General features: G+C 52.2%; 18 protein-coding genes. 9 read left to right on the top strand and 9 right to left on the bottom strand.

Annotation, left to right across the window (positions count from 1 at the left end; all coding sequences use genetic code 11):
- Positions 1-134: 134 nt before the first annotated feature.
- Positions 135-809: a MarC family NAAT transporter gene (locus GA0061070_RS15560; protein WP_090136969.1), complete on the bottom strand. Its 675-nt coding sequence runs from the start codon at positions 807-809 to the stop codon at positions 135-137.
- A gap of 243 nt (positions 810-1,052) precedes the next feature.
- Here GA0061070_RS15560 and marR point away from each other — a divergent pair, with 243 nt between their 5' ends.
- From marR to marB, 3 genes are read left to right on the top strand one after another with little or no spacing between them, the layout of a single operon-like run.
- Positions 1,053-1,487: a multiple antibiotic resistance transcriptional regulator MarR gene (gene marR, locus GA0061070_RS15555; RefSeq protein WP_090136968.1), complete on the top strand. Its 435-nt coding sequence runs from the start codon at positions 1,053-1,055 to the stop codon at positions 1,485-1,487.
- An 18-nt stretch (positions 1,488-1,505) separates the two neighbouring features.
- On the top strand, positions 1,506-1,886 hold the full coding sequence (marA, locus tag GA0061070_RS15550; RefSeq protein WP_139109777.1) for an MDR efflux pump AcrAB transcriptional activator MarA: 381 nt from the start codon (positions 1,506-1,508) through the stop codon (positions 1,884-1,886).
- A 34-nt stretch (positions 1,887-1,920) separates the two neighbouring features.
- Complete coding sequence (gene marB / locus GA0061070_RS15545; RefSeq protein ID WP_090136966.1) at positions 1,921-2,136, top strand: multiple antibiotic resistance protein MarB; 216 nt, start codon at positions 1,921-1,923, stop codon at positions 2,134-2,136.
- A 69-nt stretch (positions 2,137-2,205) separates the two neighbouring features.
- Here the strand turns inward: marB and eamA are convergent, their stop codons facing one another.
- Positions 2,206-3,102, bottom strand: a complete 897-nt coding sequence (gene eamA / locus GA0061070_RS15540) for an O-acetylserine/cysteine exporter (RefSeq protein WP_090136965.1) — start codon at positions 3,100-3,102, stop codon at positions 2,206-2,208.
- A 192-nt stretch (positions 3,103-3,294) separates the two neighbouring features.
- Between eamA and ydeE the strand changes: the two genes are divergently transcribed.
- Positions 3,295-4,482, top strand: coding sequence for an efflux MFS transporter YdeE (gene ydeE / locus GA0061070_RS15535; protein WP_090136983.1), 1,188 nt, complete (start codon positions 3,295-3,297; stop codon positions 4,480-4,482).
- Positions 4,483-4,563: 81 nt separating this feature from the next.
- Here the strand turns inward: ydeE and GA0061070_RS15530 are convergent, their stop codons facing one another.
- Positions 4,564-5,667 (bottom strand): cobalamin-independent methionine synthase II family protein, encoded by a 1,104-nt coding sequence (locus GA0061070_RS15530; protein ID WP_090136964.1) that lies wholly within the window; start codon positions 5,665-5,667, stop codon positions 4,564-4,566.
- A 183-nt stretch (positions 5,668-5,850) separates the two neighbouring features.
- Entirely contained in the window at positions 5,851-6,264 is a 414-nt protein-coding gene (locus GA0061070_RS15525) for a rhodanese-like domain-containing protein (RefSeq protein ID WP_090136963.1), read from the bottom strand.
- A 67-nt stretch (positions 6,265-6,331) separates the two neighbouring features.
- On the opposite strand from GA0061070_RS15525, the gene ftrA reads away from it, so the two are divergent.
- Entirely contained in the window at positions 6,332-7,336 is a 1,005-nt protein-coding gene (gene ftrA / locus GA0061070_RS15520) for a transcriptional regulator FtrA (RefSeq protein WP_090136962.1), read from the top strand.
- Between the two features lie 105 nt (positions 7,337-7,441).
- Positions 7,442-7,537 carry a protein MgtS gene (gene mgtS / locus GA0061070_RS15515; RefSeq protein WP_035885781.1) on the top strand — a complete coding sequence of 32 codons (96 nt, stop codon included), beginning with the start codon at positions 7,442-7,444 and terminating at the stop codon, positions 7,535-7,537.
- A 667-nt stretch (positions 7,538-8,204) separates the two neighbouring features.
- Here the strand turns inward: mgtS and GA0061070_RS15510 are convergent.
- Both GA0061070_RS15510 and dcp read right to left on the bottom strand, forming a co-directional pair.
- Positions 8,205-8,423, bottom strand: a complete 219-nt coding sequence (locus GA0061070_RS15510; RefSeq protein ID WP_090136961.1) for a hypothetical protein — start codon at positions 8,421-8,423, stop codon at positions 8,205-8,207.
- A gap of 446 nt (positions 8,424-8,869) precedes the next feature.
- The gene (dcp, locus tag GA0061070_RS15505; RefSeq protein ID WP_090136960.1) at positions 8,870-10,915 is read right to left on the bottom strand and encodes a peptidyl-dipeptidase Dcp; all 2,046 of its coding nucleotides are present in this window, start codon (positions 10,913-10,915) and stop codon (positions 8,870-8,872) included.
- A 187-nt stretch (positions 10,916-11,102) separates the two neighbouring features.
- On the opposite strand from dcp, the gene ydfG reads away from it, so the two are divergent.
- Entirely contained in the window at positions 11,103-11,852 is a 750-nt protein-coding gene (ydfG, locus tag GA0061070_RS15500) for a bifunctional NADP-dependent 3-hydroxy acid dehydrogenase/3-hydroxypropionate dehydrogenase YdfG (protein ID WP_090136959.1), read from the top strand.
- 89 nt (positions 11,853-11,941) lie between these two features.
- A complete protein-coding gene (locus GA0061070_RS15495) occupies positions 11,942-12,628 on the top strand; it encodes a GntR family transcriptional regulator (protein WP_090136958.1) in 687 nt (228 codons plus the stop codon).
- Between the two features lie 83 nt (positions 12,629-12,711).
- Here the strand turns inward: GA0061070_RS15495 and GA0061070_RS15490 are convergent, their stop codons facing one another.
- Positions 12,712-13,548, bottom strand: a complete 837-nt coding sequence (locus tag GA0061070_RS15490; RefSeq protein WP_090136957.1) for a DUF1796 family putative cysteine peptidase — start codon at positions 13,546-13,548, stop codon at positions 12,712-12,714.
- A gap of 695 nt (positions 13,549-14,243) precedes the next feature.
- Here GA0061070_RS15490 and ydfZ point away from each other — a divergent pair.
- On the top strand, positions 14,244-14,447 hold the full coding sequence (ydfZ, locus tag GA0061070_RS15485; RefSeq protein WP_090120089.1) for a putative selenium delivery protein YdfZ: 204 nt from the start codon (positions 14,244-14,246) through the stop codon (positions 14,445-14,447).
- Between the two features lie 61 nt (positions 14,448-14,508).
- Here the strand turns inward: ydfZ and GA0061070_RS15480 are convergent, their stop codons facing one another.
- Together GA0061070_RS15480 and GA0061070_RS15475 are read right to left on the bottom strand one after the other, a co-directional pair.
- Positions 14,509-15,972, bottom strand: coding sequence for a mannitol dehydrogenase family protein (locus GA0061070_RS15480; protein WP_090136956.1), 1,464 nt, complete (start codon positions 15,970-15,972; stop codon positions 14,509-14,511).
- Positions 15,973-16,151: 179 nt separating this feature from the next.
- Positions 16,152-17,525, bottom strand: a complete 1,374-nt coding sequence (locus GA0061070_RS15475) for an MFS transporter (RefSeq protein ID WP_090136955.1) — start codon at positions 17,523-17,525, stop codon at positions 16,152-16,154.
- Positions 17,526-17,553 lie beyond the last annotated feature (28 nt).

Genomic DNA, 17,553 nt, shown 5'->3' with positions numbered 1-17,553 from the left:
GCCGCCGTATCCGGCCTATGGGAATGATGCATCCTGAAGCGTGGCCAGATAAGCGGCTCGCCGGATCACAGCGGTGCTGATGCTGACAATCTGCCAGCATCAACATCATGACCTCCAGCGCCTCCCTCTGCCCATCAGGCGGCTCCGTGGAAAGTGGTAATGATTTCCAGCACGCCGTTGATGATAAATTGCACACCCATGCAGACCAGCAAAAAGCCCATCAACCGGGAGATCGCTTCTATTCCGCCCTTGCCGACCAGCCGCATGATCGCGCCGGAGCTGCGCAAACTCCCCCATAAAATCACTGACACGACGGCAAAGACGAGCGGCGGCGCAAACAAAACCACCCAATCGGGAAACGGCGAGCTGTGGCGGATCGTGGACGCCGAACTGATGATCATAGCGATAGTTCCCGGCCCGGCGGTACTGGGCATCGCCAACGGTACGAAGGCTATATTGGTGCCGGGCTCCTCCTCCAACTCTTCAGATTTGGTTTTTGCTTCCGGCGATTCGTGTGATTTTTGCTGCGGGAACAGCATACGAAAACCAATAAAGGCGACAATCAATCCACCAGCAATCCGTAAACCCGGGATCGAGATGCCGAAAGTGTTCATCACCAACTGCCCGGCATAATACGCCACCATCATAATGATGAAGACATACACAGACGCCATCAGCGCTTGCTGATTACGCTGGGCGCTGTTCATGTTGCCCGCCAGCCCTAAAAAGAGCGCGACGGTGGTTAACGGGTTCGCCAGCGGCAGTAACACCACCAGCCCCAGACCGATAGCTTTAAACAATTCAAGCATGATGCGCGACACTCCTGTGTGGTCGAAGCTCAGGCAGTATAGCGTTAACACAGCGGCAATGGGAGGTTTGAGGGTCGGTAACCGCACCTTAACACCAACTGATTCAGTTACTTATGTGGTGTAAAATTTTACCAATATGAAACGTTTTAGCAAATAGTGGCATCCGGGAATCCATTTTGTTGACTTATATTTGCCTGAGCAATAATATCTGCCGTGATTAATCTACTTGCCGGGGCAACCATTGTGAAAAGCACGAATGATCTGTTTAACGATATCATTCCGTTAGGCCGCTTAATCCATTTGGTTAACCAGAAAAAAGATCGTTCACTCAACGACTATTTGTCGCCGCTGGATATCACCGCCACCCAGTTTAAGGTGCTGTGTTCTATCCGCTGCCAGACTTGTATTACTCCGGTAGAGCTAAAAAAAATTCTCTCCGTCGATCTCGGCGCCCTGACCCGCATGCTGGACAGACTGGTATGCAAAGGCTGGATCGTACGTAACCCGAATCCGCATGACAAACGCGGCGTGTTGGTGCAATTAACGCCCGACGGCGCGGCGCTTTGTGAGCAATGTCATCAATTAGTAGGGAAAGATCTGCACCAGGAATTAACGAAAAACTTAACGGCAGAAGAAGTGGCAACCCTTGAGTATTTGCTCAGGAAAATATTGCCGTAAAAACAAAGAGGTATGACGATGTCCAGACGCAATACTGACGCTATCACCATTCACAGCATTTTGGACTGGATCGAGGATAACCTGGAATCGCCGCTGTCACTGGAAAAAGTGTCAGAACGTTCAGGTTACTCCAAGTGGCACCTGCAACGGATGTTTAAAAAAGAGACCGGTCATTCGCTGGGCCAATACATTCGCAGCCGCAAGCTGACGGAAATTGCGCAAAAGCTCAAGGAGAGCAACGAACCGATCCTGTATCTGGCGGAACGTTATGGGTTTGAATCACAACAAACCCTGACCCGCACGTTCAAAAACTATTTTGACGTGCCGCCGCATAAATTCCGCGTAACAGATATGCCTGCTGAATCAAGGTATCTCTATCCGCTAAACCAAGCTTGTTAATTATCGCCTGTTTTAAAGACGTATCGAGGAATGTATGAAACGTATTGCCTGTGCCGCCATCACGCTGATGGTTCTCTTTTCCGGCCAGAGTTATGCGGAGCAATTCAATCATCCGGCGCCGCAGGATCCCCGCGACGCGATGATTTTACCCACCACCCAACAAACATCGCCGTATGATTTTAACCATATGGGTGTGGGCAGTGATAAATCCGACGCATTAGGCGTGCCCTATTATAATCAGCACGGCTAATCGTTTTGCCCCACACAATGTGGGGCTTTTTTTATTTGTTTGCCCCGTCCTGAATAGCGCTTTTCCTTGTTATCCAGCCCGCACCGCACGGCGCAGACGCAAACCAAAGACATTGATATACAGACCGCCCATCACCAGCACCGCACCTGCCAGTTGCAACGTCGATAAGGTTTCTTCCAACAGAATCGCCGCGCTTGCCATGCCGACGACCGGCACCAGCAGCGACAGCGGCGCGACGCGCCAGGTTTCATAACGCCCCAGCAGTGAACCCCAGATACCGTAGCCGATAATGGTCGCGACAAACGCCAGATAGGCCAGCGACAGCAGCGTGGTGGTATCAATATTTACCAGACTTCGCAGCATCAGCGCCGGGCCATCTAACACCAGCGAAGCAACCATAAAGGGCACAATCGGGATTAAGGCGCTCCACACCACCAGCGACATGACTGCCGGTCGCGAACCGTGCTGCATGATTTTTTTGTTGAAGATATTGCCACAGGCCCAACTGAATGCAGCCGCCAGCGTCAGCACAAAACCCACCAGCGGAATGTGCTGCCCATTAAGGCTCGATTCGATCAACACCAACACTCCCAGTACTGCCAGTGAAATGCCGATCAACTGTTTTGATTGCAGCCGCTCGCCAAATACGCCTGCGCCGAGAATAATGGTGAAAAAGGCCTGCGCCTGTAATACCAGCGATGCCAGCCCGGCAGGCATGCCGAATTTGATCGCGCAAAACAGAAAGGCGAACTGACCGAAACTGATCGTCAGCCCGTAACCCAGCAACAGACGCAGCGGAATGCTGGGCCGCGCGACGAACAAAATAGCGGGGAATGCCACGAACACAAAGCGTAAACCTGCCAGCATCAACGGCGGCATACTGTGCAGACCAACTTTGATCACCACAAAATTCAGTCCCCACGCTACGACCACCAGCATTGCCAGCAGTACATCTTTACGCGTCATTCTCCGCCCCTGTTATTTCAACTTTTGTAAAAAATTTACGGTAACGCAAAAAATAGTACCGCAACAGATCATTAAATTCGGTAGGTCAGTTTTGGCATTTGTAGCCACATCAACCGTTGTACATAGCAGTTTATGCATGTTATTGCTGTATACATCACAAAAAACTATAACAACCAGCATGTCGGGCAAAACATGACCACACCACAAACACGCTCCACCGTCGCACTACTGGCATCCTCTCTGTTATTAACCATTGGTCGCGGCGCAACGCTGCCGTTTATGACCATCTACCTTAATCGCCAGTATGATATGGCCGTCGATCAGGTCGGTTATGCTATGTCCGTCGCGCTGACTATTGGTGTTGTCTTCAGCCTTGGTTTCGGCATGCTGGCGGATAAGTTCGATAAAAAACGCTATATGTTGCTGGCGATCGTCGCCTTTATTACCGGTTTTGCTGCGATCCCGCTGACGCATCACGCCGGGCTGGTGGTACTCTTTTTTGCCCTGATCAACTGCGCTTATTCGGTCTTCTCCACGGTGCTGAAAGCCTATTTTGCCGATACGCTCACGCCAACGGCGAAAGCGAAAGTCTTTTCACTTAACTACACCTTTCTTAACATCGGCTGGACCGTCGGCCCGCCGCTGGGCACGCTGCTGGTGATGCAAAGCATTAATCTGCCGTTCTGGCTGGCGGCTGTCTGCGCGGCATTCCCGCTGGTCTTTATCCAGTTTTTTGTCCGCCGCGTGGCCGTGGGTAGTGGCATGGAGCCTGCCGTTCCCTGGTCGCCATCGGTGCTGCTGAAAGATAAAGCGCTCGGCTGGTTTACCCTGTCAAACCTGCTTGCTTCCTTCGTTTGTGGCTCTTTCGCCTCCTGCCTTTCCCAGTACGTGATGACCGTAGCGGACAGCGGTTTTGCTGAAAAAGTGGTGGCCGTCGTGCTGCCGGTCAACGCCGCTATCGTGGTTTCGCTGCAATACGCTGTCGGGCGCAAACTGACCGCCACCAACCTGCGTCCGTTAATGGGGGTCGGCACACTTTGTTTCGTCGTGGGACTGGTTGGTTTTATGCTCTCCGGCAACAATTTATGGTTGTGGGGGCTTTCCGCCGCAGTATTTACGCTGGGCGAAGTGATTTATGCCCCAGGAGAATATTTACTGATTGATAACATCGCGCCGCCGGGGATGAAGGCCACTTATTTTTCCGCTCAGGCGCTGGGCTGGCTGGGTGCGGCAATGAACCCGCTGCTGACCGGCATCATACTCACCACACTGCCTGCCTGGTCGCTGTTCGTGATCCTGATCGTCACCATTGGCATAGCATGGCTGATGTTGGTAAAAGGGATGCAGGTACGGCAATGGGGCGCGGTGCCAGCGCAATAAATGTCAGCACCTTCTTTATAGTACTTCTTTATAGTGCCTGATGGCGGCTTCGCCTTATCAGGCCTATAACGGTTTGCGCACTCACCACACCTGTTCGGCGATATTCGTCACCAGACGCACTTTGTCCCACTGCTGTTCTGGTGTTAGCGAGTTGCCCTCTTCAGTGGAAGCAAAACCGCACTGCGGGCTAAGGCAAATCTGGTTGATATCCACGTATTTTGCCGCTTCCGCGATACGCGCTTTCACCCCTTCCGGGTTTTCCAGCTCGCCGTTTTTGGTAGTAATAAGTCCCAGCACCACCTGCTGTTTACCAGGACGAACAAAACGCAGCGGTGAGAAGTCACCGGAACGATCGTTGTCATATTCGAGGAAGAAGGCATCAACATTGACGCTGCCGAACAACACTTCTGCCACCGGCTCGTAGCCACCTTCGGAAATCCAGGTCGAACGGAAATTGCCACGACAGACATGTAGCCCGACGGTCAGATCCTCCGGCTTACCTTCCAGCGCTTTATTGAGTACGCGGGCATAAATGCGCGCCAGTTCATCCGGATCGTCACCGCGTTCGCGGATCTGACGGCGTTGATCGTCAGAGCACAGATAGGCCCAGACGGTATCATCCAGTTGCAGGTAGCGGCAACCGGCAGCATAGAAGGAGTGGATGGCATCGCGCCAGGTGGTCGCCAGATCATCAAAATAGGCATCCAGTTGCGGATAAACGGTCGCATCAATATCTTTACGCCCGCCACGGAAGTGCAGCACGCTCGGGCTGGGGATGGTCATCTTTGGCTGCGCGCTGCCACTGATGCTCTTCAGATAGCGGAAATCGTTCAGCATCGGATGATCGCCAAAACGCAATTTGCCAGTGACGCGAACGCCGTGGGCTTTGGTTTGCACACCGTTAAACTGAATACCTTTCTCCGCATCGTAACGCTCAACCCCTTCCAGACCGTCGAAGAAATCAAAGTGCCACCAGGCGCGACGAAACTCCCCATCCGTTACCACATGCAGGCCGCAGGCGCACTGCTCTTCAACCACATAACTGATAGCGTCATCTTCGACATTACGGAGCTGCTGTGCGGTGATCTCGCCCTGTGCAAACTGCTGGCGGGCATTTTTGATGGCATCCGGTCGTAAGAAACTACCGACTACGTCTGCGCGGAAAGGGGGCTGATGTCGTTGCATGATTATTCTCCTCGAACGCCGGAGCAGATGATTACCCGGCGTGATAATTCATTATTTGAATTTACAGCCTTCTGGATGGCTAAATATCTAAATAAAATCTCATGCCGGGCAGAGTGCAGCAACAGAGAAAATTTCACCATATATGAGGAAGTTTCACGATGGCGCAGTAAGGATAAAAAAGGACTAGAAATCCGCTTCGCTCTGGCCGCTGGCGAAGGTATAACCTTCATCTTCCCAGCCAGTGAGCCCACCAATCATGATTTTGACCGGCAGCCCCAGCCGCGCCAGTTTCAGCGCCGCGCGATCGGCACCGTTGCAGTGTGGCCCGGCGCAGTACACCACAAATAGTGTCTCCGACGGCCAGGCAGCCATGCGCTCGGCAGTTATCATGCTATGCGGCAGATGCAATGCACCGGGAACGTGACGACGAGCGAATGCCTCCGGGCTACCAACCACATGCAACAGGACAAAATCTTTGTCGTTATGGGTGATAGCGTCATGCACATCGGCGCAATCTGTTTCAACGCTCAGGCGGCGTAGAAAATGGCTGGCGGCTTGTTCAGGGGATGCGACGGGAAAATCAGTAACGTAGCTCATCGTGCTTTCTCCTTGTTTGTGTTAACAGTAATCTAACCAAAACAGGACAACTTCACTGCACCGTTCTATGCCAGATAACACCAGGATAATGACAACATTACGACATTCCTCCGCACCGCACCGTGTCGTTGCCCTCGCCTATGATGGGCTTTGCACCTTTGAGTTCGGCGTCGCGGTGGAGATATTCGGTCTGCCGCGCCCGGAAATGGGCGATAACTGGTACCACTTCGCCGTTGCGGCAGTGGATGCCGGAGAACTGCGGGCGACCGGTGGTATTCGCGTGACGGCCGAAGGCGGACTGGAGCTTTTGGCCGACGCGCAAACCATTGTCGTGCCCGGCTGGCGTGGCGCAGAGTCGCCTGTTCCGGCTGATTTGTGCGCTGCGCTCCAGCAAGCCTGGCGGCGGGGTTGCCGCATTATCTCCATCTGTTCCGGGGTGTTTGTGCTGGCAGCGGCAGGCCTGTTAAACGGGCGCAAAGCCACCACCCACTGGCGTTATATCGACGGGCTGCGCGAGCGCTATCCGGCCATTATGGTGCTGGAGGATGCGCTCTATTACGACGAAGGGAATGTGATGACATCCGCTGGCAGCGCGGCGGGGATCGATCTCTGTCTGCACGTGGTACGTGAGGATTTTGGCCTTGACGCGGCGAACATGGTCGCCCGGCGGCTGGTGGTTCAGCCACACCGCGATGGTTCGCAGACGCAGCAGCTTATCCGCCCGGTAGCCCGCACGCGCGAAAGCCGCCTACTGGGGCAACTGTTTGATTTCCTCCATCTGCAACTTGCGGAGAATCATACCGTGGAGTCACTGGCGCTGCGGGTTGGCATGAGTCCGCGCACCTTCTTACGCCGCTTTCAGGAATCGACAGGCACCACGCCGGCACGCTGGATTTTGCAGGCACGGTTACAGTACGCCCAGACATTGCTCGAACAAACCCGCCTGCGTATTGATTTGGTCGCCGGGCAGTCAGGATTTGGTAATGCTGCGTCGTTGCGCCACCATTTTCATCAGCAGTACGGCATGCCCCCGGTGATGTACCGGAAGAGCTTTACCAAAACGGCGAAATAACGAGCCATTCAACCTTTATTTAGGTTCACCATGTTACTATCTCTCCATCGCGGCTAAATAATTAAGGTAAGAGAGGCAAGTTGGTTAATTAGATGGAGGTTTAAAATGATGGCAAATATGCACGTCTTTATGGCAGTACTGGGAGTAATTCTTTTCTCCGGTTTCCTTGCTGCTTATTTTAGTCACAAATGGGACGATTGATGAATAGCGATACTCCCCCACCGGGAAGGCCCCTTGCGTAAATGCGTGAGGGGCCTTTTTCTTCATGCAAAAAAAACCGCCATAATGGCGGCCAATGCTTGCATGGATATTTTGGTTTTGTTCTGTACGTTCACTCAACGGGGTTGGGTAAACGCTGTACTGTTTAAGTTAGCAGTTAATGCCTCAATGAAGGTTAAACAAAGCTGAACTGGCGATAAAAATGCACCAGCGAAACGTTTTATTATTGAAATTATTGAGGATATATCTTTCAGCGCAAACAGAGTGTGTTACCGTCGAATCTCCATTCCACAGACCGGAGGGGTTATCCCCAATCTCAAATTTCAGTGCCCGGTTTGCAGCAACCACAAGTTTTTATTCACCACATTCTGCCAGGAGCGGCAACAGCCACATGGTGCAATTTGCTCAGTATGTGGGACAAGACTGACGGCCAGATCCTGTATATCCATGCCACGCCGCCGACGCTGGCCAAAACCGGTAATGTAAAAGGGCCTCGTTGAGGCCTTTTGATTTTTATGTTTTTGAATACTGCGTGATAACTCAGGTGACTGCACAAACCCGCATTTTATTCCCGCGATTTGCACGAAACGCTAACGTTCAATTCTGGCAGCGACATGGCGTAAAAAAACCGCCCTCAGGCGGTCATCAATCAGTAAAATTTCCGGATGGCCTGTTCGGTTTCCTGTTGGCTCACCAGATCGGAGAAACGGGCAACCAGGAAGGTTTCGCCATCCAGCTCCCAGGGTTCAATCGGAATTTCGAGAAACGAACTCTGCTCATTTTTGAACGAGACCGATTTAGCATTGTCTTCCACGGTCACATTTTCAACCTTACCACCGGCGCGTATTACCACTACATTTTTGGTCATGTCGGTTACCTCAGTTGCTCAAATTTAATTCGACATTAGCACAGTCATTGTCTGAATGCCCGGGTTATGCCACAGAATGTTAACGTTCAAATCAGGTCCTTTAATTTGGCTTAATGAACGGCATAACACCACGGTAGTAAATGTGAGATAGTGCACACTTTAACAACTGAGTAGGCTAAAAGCGGGAGTAAACGCCGTAAAGCGAGGGGAAAGTAAAAGGCCCGAGGCCCGATGATGCAGGCCTCTGGCAGAGGAGTTTACGGTGATGCCGGGTGCCTCCCGGTGAGTTCGCTCCAGACCACGAAACCCGCGATATCCCAAAAAGGTTTTTCTGGTTGCCCCTCCGCGCAGGGGGATTCATCACCATCTGTTACGTTATTTCTCTCGCGCAAACAGGTCAATAACCCTGCTGGTTATGTAACTTTTTAAAGCATTTCCACCCGTAATTAATCACTTAACCCTCGGTTTTTCAGCATCGGCTCGATCTGCGGATCGTGGCCGCGCCATTGCCGATAAAGTTGCTGGAGATCGCTGCTGTTGCCGCGCGACAAAATGGCTTCACGGAAGCGTTGTCCATTTTCACGGGTTAAACCGCCCTGTTCCACAAACCACTGATAGCCGTCATCGGCCAGCATCTGCGTCCATAAATAGGCATAATAGCCAGCGGCATAACCGCCACCAAAAATATGCGCGAAATAGCTGCTGCGATAACGCGGTGGTACTGCCGCCAAATCGAGCTGCTCCTTGCGGATCGCTTCACGCTCAAATTCATCGACATCATTCACCCCGGCGCCATCGGCCAGCGCATGCCAGTTCATATCGAGCAGCGCCGCGCTCAGCAATTCCGTCATGTCGTAGCCTTTATTGAACTGAGTGGCTTGCAGCATTTTCTCGCGCAGCGCCTCTGGCATCGGCTCACCACTCTGATGATGGCGGGCGTAGTGAGCAAAAACCTGCGGCTGGCTGGCCCAGTGCTCATTGATTTGCGAAGGGAACTCAACGAAATCGCGCGGCGTATTGGTGCCGGAAAGCGTGGCGTAACGCTGGCGTGCAAACAGCCCATGCAGTGTGTGGCCAAACTCATGAAACAGCGTGATCACGTCATCCCACGACAGCAACGCCGCCTGCCCGGCCGCTGGCTTCTGGTAGTTACAGACGTTATAAATCACCGGCTGCGTGCCATTCAGCGTCGATTGTTCAACAAAATTACCCATCCACGCACCGCCACTTTTTGAGTCGCGGGCGTAGAAATCGCCGTAAAACAGCGCCAGACCTCGGCCGTCAGTATCGAAGATCTCCCACACGCGCACATCGGGATGATAGACAGGAATATCAAAGCGCTCGGTGAACCGAATGCCAAACAGCTCACTTGCCGCCCAGAACACCCCGTCCGTGAGCACAGAGTTCAGCGCGAAATAGGGTTTGATTTGCGATTCATCCAGCGCATATTTCTCCAGGCGAACCTGCTCAGCATAGAATGCCCAGTCCCAGGCTTGGGCGGTAAAGCCACCCTGCCGGGTGTCAATCATCTGCTGAATGTCAGCCAGTTCACGCTCGGCACGTGCGCGGGCGGCTGGTGCGATATCGCGCATAAATCTTAGTGCGGCCTGCGGAGTACCGGCCATCTGATCGGCGATTTTCCAGCTAGCGAAATCGTTAAAGCCAAGCAGTTTCGCCTGCTGCGCACGAAGCTGCACCAGACGTAGCACAATTGCGCGGGTATCATTGGCATCCCCTCGCTGTGTGCGCAGCCAGCCGGCGGTAAACAGATTTTCACGGGTCTGGCGATCACACAACGCAGCCAGCGCTGGTTGCTGGGTGGTATTGAGCAGCGTGAGTAGCCAGCGGTTTTCCAGTCCTTTCGCCTTCGCCGCTTCAGCGGCCGAGGTGATCTCTTCAGCACTTAAACCATCGAGCTGATGAACATAATCCACCACCAGCCCGCCCGTTTTATCCGCAGCCAGCAAACGCTGGTTAAACTGGCTGGTCAGTGCCGCCGCTTCGGTATTCAGCGCTTTCAGCGTTGTTTTGTCTTCTGCGCTCAGCGTCGCACCTGCGAGAACAAACTTCTGATACGTCGTGTCGACAAGTCGCAGCGATTCAGCATCCAGCCCCAGCGCGTCACGCTGGCGCCATACGCTTTCCACACGAGCAAACAACGCATCATCAAGGTAAATATCGTTCGCCAGTTCCGCCAGCTCGGTGGAAAACGCCTCATCGAGCTGCTGTAAAAAATCATTGGTATGCGCAGAAGTCATGGCGAAAAAGACGCTGGTTACCTGGTTCAGCAGGTGACCGCTTTGCTCCAGCGCCAGCAGCGTATTGTCAAAATCGGCGGCAGCCGGGTTCGCCGTAATGGCGACGATATCCACGCGCTTTTGCCGCACACCTTCGTCAAACGCCGGGCGGTAGTGTTCATCAGTAATCGCATCAAACGGCGGGGCCTGGTACGGCAGCGGGCTTGCAGAGAAAAAAGGATTGGTAACCGACATGTTTCGCTCCTGAACATGGTGAATCTTCTCAGAGTAGGCATCCGCTGCGCGCATCGCAATCTTTCTCTCTCTGCTGCCGCACAAGCGTGCGTTTTTTGCCACACTGTAAGGCGGGAAGACTTGTGTTACTGCAAGCATGCGGTCATGCTAGGGTTCAACACCACAAAAAGCGTTGAGGAACAGTGAGATGATTATTCTGGTTACCGGGGCAACGGCAGGCTTTGGCGAAGGTATCACGCGCCGTTTTATTCAAAACGGTCACAAAGTAATCGCCACAGGCCGTCGTCAGGAACGTTTACAGGAGCTGAAAGACGAGCTGGGGGATAACCTTTACATCGCGCAGTTGGATGTTCGCAACCGCGCGGCCATTGATGAGTTGATGGCTTCCTTGCCAGCACAGTGGCGCGACATTGATGTGCTGGTCAACAATGCCGGTCTGGCGCTGGGGCTTGAGCCTGCTCATAAAGCCAGCGTTGATGACTGGGAAACGATGATCGATACCAATAACAAAGGCTTGGTTTACATGACACGCGCGGTATTGCCGGGCATGGTGGAACGTAATCGCGGCCATATCATCAATATCGGTTCAACGGCGGGGAGCTGGCCATATGCGGGCGGCAACGTCTATGGTGCGAGCAAAGCGTTTGTGCGCCAGTTCAGCCTTAACCTGCGTACCGATCTGAGCGGTACGGCGGTTCGCGTGACTAATATCGAGCCTGGTCTGGTCGGCGGTACGGAGTTTTCGAACGTGCGCTTTAAAGGCGATGACGTCAAAGCGGGAAAAACCTACGAAAATACCACTGCGCTGACGCCGGAAGATGTAACCGAAGCGGTCTGGTGGGTGGCAACGCTGCCAAAGCATGTCAACATCAATACTCTTGAGATGATGCCGGTAAGCCAGACGTATGCGGGCTTAAGCGTTCACCGTCCGGGTTAAATTTCCCACCCGGTCTGCGGGCCGGGTATGGGATGTATCGTTAATAAATGGTATGGTAGCCGGGTTATCCCTTTAAAAAGTAAGAGCAAATGGCCGCTGAAACGCAACTCAACCCTGTACAGCCCGTAAATCAACAAATCTACCGTATTCTACGGCGTGATATTGTGCATTGCCTGATCCCACCGGGTACGCCGTTGTCGGAAAAAGAGGTGTCGGTGCGTTTCGACGTTTCGCGTCAGCCAGTGCGTGAAGCCTTTATTAAGCTGGCAGAAAACGGTCTGATTCAGATCCGCCCGCAGCGCGGCAGCTACGTTAACAAGATTTCCATGACGCAGGTGCGTAATGGCTGCTTCGTGCGTCAGGCGATCGAATGTGCCGTCGCCCGCCGTGCCGCCACGCTGATTGATGACAGCGCCTGCTACCTGCTTGAGCAAAACCTCAATCAACAGCGCACCGCCATCGAGCGCAAGCAACTGAATGATTTCTTCGAGCTGGATGATAATTTCCACCAGAAGCTGGCGCTGATCGCCGATTGTCAACTAGCGTGGGACACCATCGAAAACATCAAAGCCACCATCGACCGCGTACGCTATATGAGCCTTGACCACGTTTCGCCGCCGGAAATGCTGCTACGCCAGCACATGGATATCTTTACCGCGCTAGAAAAACGTGACCCTGACGCAGTCGATCACGCCATGAGCCTGCACTTGCAGGAGATCAGCGAATCAGTAAAAACCATTCGCCAGGAAAATCGCGACTGGTTCAGCGAGGATTAATCTCCTCGCCGTCCACAGATATCTGGCGGTGAGCCACCCTCACAGGCCGTTCGCCGCACTTGAAGTACATCTCGCGTCAGTAGTTAAACTGGCATTCCTGTGTTTGTAGCAACCGGTACCAGTTCACGACGGGATCCGCCTTTACTCCGGTTGTATCGATCAACGGTGTCAAACATCTCAGTAAAAAGAGCGTCATCTTTTCGCGCCCAGAACGTATCCTGGTCCTCTCCTCCCCAAATCTCATGGGTATGACAGGCGAACTCCAGTAAGCCGGAATGATGCGGCGTAAAATCGATATGCTTCTGTGTCTCCTGCGGGACGATATTTTGATAGAAAAGCACAACTTCACACTCGCAGCCTTTCGTGTTGTACAACGACAACAACTCATTCAGATGTTCTCTTAACAGCGCAAGATCGGAATTCGCCGTGACGCGATGATGGTAAAGAAAGACAAAATTTTTATTCCCTCGCCAGGCGAGTTGACGCTTGATGCGCCGTTTGAATGTCTGCTTATCGGCGGAAATGCCGAGGGGATCATGATGCGTGAATTCAAATCCCAGCATATGTCTTTCGCTGTATTGACCAACGCAATGCTTATAATAGGTGGAGCGTACAACTGAATGGTCGCCATCGGGAAAATGCTGCAGATATGTTTTGTTCAGTAAATTCTGGTAATTATCTTTTTCCATCGCAAGAATATATTCTATATTAGATCGCCCGGAGGAAAAAATAGAGCTGAACGATTTCCTGTTGTGTCGCCGAAGAATATCATCAGCCAGGCAATTCTCTCCCAAAGAAATCCAGTACACGTCCACATCACCGCTATGACGATATTTCCATTTCTTCCTCAGATGCGTAATTGTACGTTTAAGCGACTTAAGATGATTTCTCACCTGTTGCTTGATAGCTTCACTTTTCATTATGTCACCACCCAATCAGTATCGTTATAACACCATTAAAATGAAGAGATAAAACATCTTATTAGTTAAATTTACTTGCTTATCAATTAGTTAAAATAATCATGCATTATAAAAGGCGTTCATAGCCTCCGTCTGTTTGTTAATAAACAGATGATATTAACGAAATAATTTCAACAGGTAATAATTCAAAAATATATATTTATTATGTTATTACTCTCGGCGAACTCTGCGCAGAATAGCCAGCGTAAATTAATCTATCTCCTTCATTACTTGCCAACAAAAGCCAGGCTTACTTTCCGCTTTCGTTGCTTCGCTTCTATTAAAAAATCACCCTATTTTTATCCAAAAGAAATCCGGCGCAGAATTGTACCGCGCTAAAAAACCGAAATAGTCACTAACATATCGTTACATAGTGTACGCGCTATCGCGCGGCATTTAGTAATCAGGAAAATCTTAAAATCCATTTTCATTAATAAATAAAAATGAGCTCAGGAAAATAAACGCGGAGTTTATACCTCTATAAGGTTGATTTAAGACGGTTGTCATCGCGTGATATGAAATTTTTTTCAGCAAAAAAGTGTGATGTTGATCAAAAACAAAAACTCGTTATCTCAGGAGCGTATTTATAAGGCGTCCGAAGTGGGGACATCTTCTGCCCCGTTTCGTTTTTTGGATATCGACAAGGAGAAACCACCATGATGACTTATGATCGTAATCGTAACGCGATTACCACCGGCAGCCGCGTAATGATTAACGGTACAGGCCGCACCGGCAAAATCATTGCCATTCACGCTGACGGACTGAACGCCGCGCAACTACGCCGCAGTAAAACGGTAGAAGTGGAAGGTTGTGAAGGTAAATTCGAACCGGTTGAACTGATTCGGCTTGGTCTGCACTAAGGGTGAAAATGCCTGTATAAAGGCAAAAAAGAATGCCGCCTGGCGGCATTCTTAAGACGATTTACAGCGCTGCGGCGTATTCTGCCACGGTCGCTTTCGCCCCTTTCTCCAACAGTGAACGATACGCTTTCTGTACCTGCGCCACAAAGGCCGCTTCTTTCGGCAGTTCGTTGCCAAAAATCGCTTCAATACCCAGCAGTGCCTGCACGCGCGATTCACCTTCCTGGCTTGAGTTAACGGCTCCCTGAATCACCGTCAGCAGCGGATCGCACACTTCGATTGCCTGGCCTTGCTCATCAATACCGCCGACGTAGCGCATCCAGCCCGCCACACCCAGTGCCAGCAGCGCAAAGGGATCCTGATGCGCTAAATGCCAGCGTACAGAATCGAGCATACGTTGTGGTAATTTCTGGCTACCGTCCATCGCGATCTGCCAGGTACGGTGACGCAGCGCGGTGTTGCTGTAACGCGCAATCAACAGATCGGCGTAACGCGCAAGGTCAACGCCTTTCACTTTCAGCGTCGGTGCCTGCTCTTTCAGCATCAGCGCGTGTGCTGCGCGGCGATAGTTGTCGTCGTCCATACATTCATTGATATGCTGATAACCAGCCAGGTAGCCCAGATAAGCGAGGAAGGAGTGGCTGCCGTTCAGCATACGCAGTTTCATCTCTTCAAACGGCACGACATCGACGACCAGTTCAGCGCCCGCTTTTTCCCATGCCGGACGACCCGCGACAAAGTTATCTTCAATCACCCACTGGCGGAACGGTTCGCAGGCCACACCTGCCGGATCGCGCACGCCAGTAAGCTGTTCGATTTTATCCAGCGTTTCAGCCGTTACTGCCGGAACAATACGATCCACCATGGTCGACGGGAACGTCACGTTAGCGTCAATCCAGTCTGCCAGTTCCGCATTCACCGCACGGGCATAAGCGCACACCACATTGCGGGTAACATGGCCGTTTTCCGGCATGTTATCGCAGGACATCACGCTGAATGCCGCCAGCCCTGCCGCTTTGCGACGCGCCAGCGCTTCCACCACCACGCCAACCGCAGATTTCGGCTGCTGTGGGTTTTGCAGGTCGCCAACGATTAACGGATGATCGAGCATCAGTTTTCCGGTCGCCGGTGAGTGACAATACCCTTTTTCGGTGATAGTCAGCGAGACAATCGCCACCTGGGGCTCGCACATGGCCGCCAGCACGGTTTCCATACCATCAACCTGCGCGTGCAGCGCGCGTTTCACCACGCCGACCACCCGCGCTGTCCACGCATCGGCGGACATTTCTGCCACAGTGTATAGATTCCCCTGCTGTTTAAGATCGGCAATTTGCTGCTCACCGCCGATCAGATTAACCTCACAGTAACCCCAGTCGCTGCCGTGCTCTGCGGCCAGAATATCCGCATACACTGACTGGTGAGCTCGGTGAAAAGCACCAAACCCCAAATGCACAATGCGTGGAACCAGTTTGTTACGATCGTAATCAGGTAACGTGGCTTTCGCCTTTAATAGCCTGTTTTCCATGGTGGGACTCATCTTATTAAGTGAAACAGTGGTTCAATAGATTACGGGCTGTCGCAAATCAGACTATGATTTACGACAGCATTTGCGGACTACACCAACTAGAATGGTAACCAAATGTGTCAAAATCCCTTTAATTTAACCCTGGCTTAGAGAGTACTTCCGGTAATTAATAAGGAGTTTCAGATATAGTTACGGTTTCCCACTGGCTGTGCCGCATCACGTGGTTCAGCAGCGTCTTGCAGAATATTCAAATCGCGGTCGCGCACTTCTGGCATCAGCACGGCAGAGAGCAAACCAATCAGCGAGTAGGCCACCAGCATGACGACTATAGGCCACCAGGAGCCGGTCATATTGCAGAAGATCCCTGCCAGTACTGGCCCGAATCCGACAGCCACCAGCCCACCCGCTTCTTTCGAAATAGCCATCCGCGTGAAGCGATTACGAGAGCCGAACATCTCCGCCATGGTGATGTTTTCCAGTGCGAATAACCCGAGCACGGCAACGTTATGTATGACGATGATCGACAGCATAATCACGCCGGGGTTGTAACTTTTGTCGACGATGATCGCCATCATCGGGTACGCGAGAATGATCGCCGAGATACACAAGCAGATATAGGGCAAACGGCGACCTACTTTGTCGGACAACCAGCCCAGAAACGGAATGGTAAGAAAGCCGATAATTGAACTGATCATCAGGGCATCGGTCGGGATGCGTTTTTCGAACAGCAGGGTTTGTACCAGATAACCCGCGAGAAAGGTCTGGATTAACCCCGAGTTACCGGCCTGACCAAAGCGCAGGCCGATCGCCAGCCAGAAAGTTTTGCTGCTGAACATTGCGCTCAGCCCCATTTCCGCACTTTGGCTCTTCGCCGCATGCTCGCCTTCATGCGCCTTCTCAAAAACCGGGCTCTCTTTCAGGTTCAAACGCAGCCAGATGGCAAAAATCATCACCACCACGCTGGCGATAAACGGCACCCGCCAGCCCCAGGACAGCAGCGCTTCGCGATCCAGTGCAAAGAACATCACCGCCCAGATCGCCGTTGCGCTCAGCGTACCGCAGTTAGTACCCATCGCTACCAGCGAAGAGATGATGCCGCGTTTCCCTTTCGGCGCATATTCCGCCAGCATCGTTCCGGCACCGGATATTTCCGCACCAGCGCCGAGGCCCTGAATAATGCGCAGTGTGACCAGTAATACCGGCGCAAAAATGCCGATCTGCGCATAAGTCGGTAATACGCCAATCAAGGTGGTACAGATGCCCATCATCGTGATGGTGATAAACAACACTTTTTTGCGGCCTATTCGATCGCCCATTTTACCGAAGATAAACGCGCCGATAATGCGCGCCACATAACCCGCTCCGTAGGTTCCCATCGCGAGAATCAGCGCCATCGCCGCTGATTGCTCCGGGAAGAAGATCTCATGAAAAACCAGCGCCGCACCCAGCGAATAAAGCTGGAAATCCATAAATTCCAGCGCGGTACCCAGCCAGCCGGAAACGGCGGCTTTCACCAGATCAGAGGTCGTTCTTTCAGCGTTAACTTGCGTCATAATGGCTATCTCGAAAAAGAAGTATGCG

The organism is Kosakonia oryziphila, from assembly GCF_900094795.1.
GTDB classification, from domain to species: Bacteria; Pseudomonadota; Gammaproteobacteria; order Enterobacterales; family Enterobacteriaceae; genus Kosakonia; species Kosakonia oryziphila.
The sequence above is the reverse complement of the archived record's forward strand: the minus strand, read 5'-3'. Positions and strand labels throughout refer to the sequence as shown.

Coding starts and splice junctions, on each gene's coding strand:
- GA0061070_RS15560 (WP_090136969.1), bottom strand. CDS start 809: ATGCTTGAATTGTTTAAAGCTATCGGTCTGGGGCTGGTGGTGTTACTG.
- eamA (WP_090136965.1), bottom strand. CDS start 3,102: ATGACGCGTAAAGATGTACTGCTGGCAATGCTGGTGGTCGTAGCGTGG.
- ydfG (WP_090136959.1), top strand. CDS start 11,103: ATGATTATTCTGGTTACCGGGGCAACGGCAGGCTTTGGCGAAGGTATC.
- GA0061070_RS15530 (WP_090136964.1), bottom strand. CDS start 5,667: ATGCAACGACATCAGCCCCCTTTCCGCGCAGACGTAGTCGGTAGTTTC.
- dcp (WP_090136960.1), bottom strand. CDS start 10,915: ATGTCGGTTACCAATCCTTTTTTCTCTGCAAGCCCGCTGCCGTACCAG.
- GA0061070_RS15475 (WP_090136955.1), bottom strand. CDS start 17,525: ATGACGCAAGTTAACGCTGAAAGAACGACCTCTGATCTGGTGAAAGCC.
- marB (WP_090136966.1), top strand. CDS start 1,921: ATGAAACGTATTGCCTGTGCCGCCATCACGCTGATGGTTCTCTTTTCC.
- marA (WP_139109777.1), top strand. CDS start 1,506: ATGTCCAGACGCAATACTGACGCTATCACCATTCACAGCATTTTGGAC.
- GA0061070_RS15525 (WP_090136963.1), bottom strand. CDS start 6,264: ATGAGCTACGTTACTGATTTTCCCGTCGCATCCCCTGAACAAGCCGCC.
- GA0061070_RS15490 (WP_090136957.1), bottom strand. CDS start 13,548: ATGAAAAGTGAAGCTATCAAGCAACAGGTGAGAAATCATCTTAAGTCG.
- GA0061070_RS15495 (WP_090136958.1), top strand. CDS start 11,942: ATGGCCGCTGAAACGCAACTCAACCCTGTACAGCCCGTAAATCAACAA.
- GA0061070_RS15480 (WP_090136956.1), bottom strand. CDS start 15,972: ATGGAAAACAGGCTATTAAAGGCGAAAGCCACGTTACCTGATTACGAT.
- ftrA (WP_090136962.1), top strand. CDS start 6,332: ATGCCAGATAACACCAGGATAATGACAACATTACGACATTCCTCCGCA.
- ydfZ (WP_090120089.1), top strand. CDS start 14,244: ATGATGACTTATGATCGTAATCGTAACGCGATTACCACCGGCAGCCGC.
- mgtS (WP_035885781.1), top strand. CDS start 7,442: ATGATGGCAAATATGCACGTCTTTATGGCAGTACTGGGAGTAATTCTT.
- ydeE (WP_090136983.1), top strand. CDS start 3,295: ATGACCACACCACAAACACGCTCCACCGTCGCACTACTGGCATCCTCT.
- GA0061070_RS15510 (WP_090136961.1), bottom strand. CDS start 8,423: ATGACCAAAAATGTAGTGGTAATACGCGCCGGTGGTAAGGTTGAAAAT.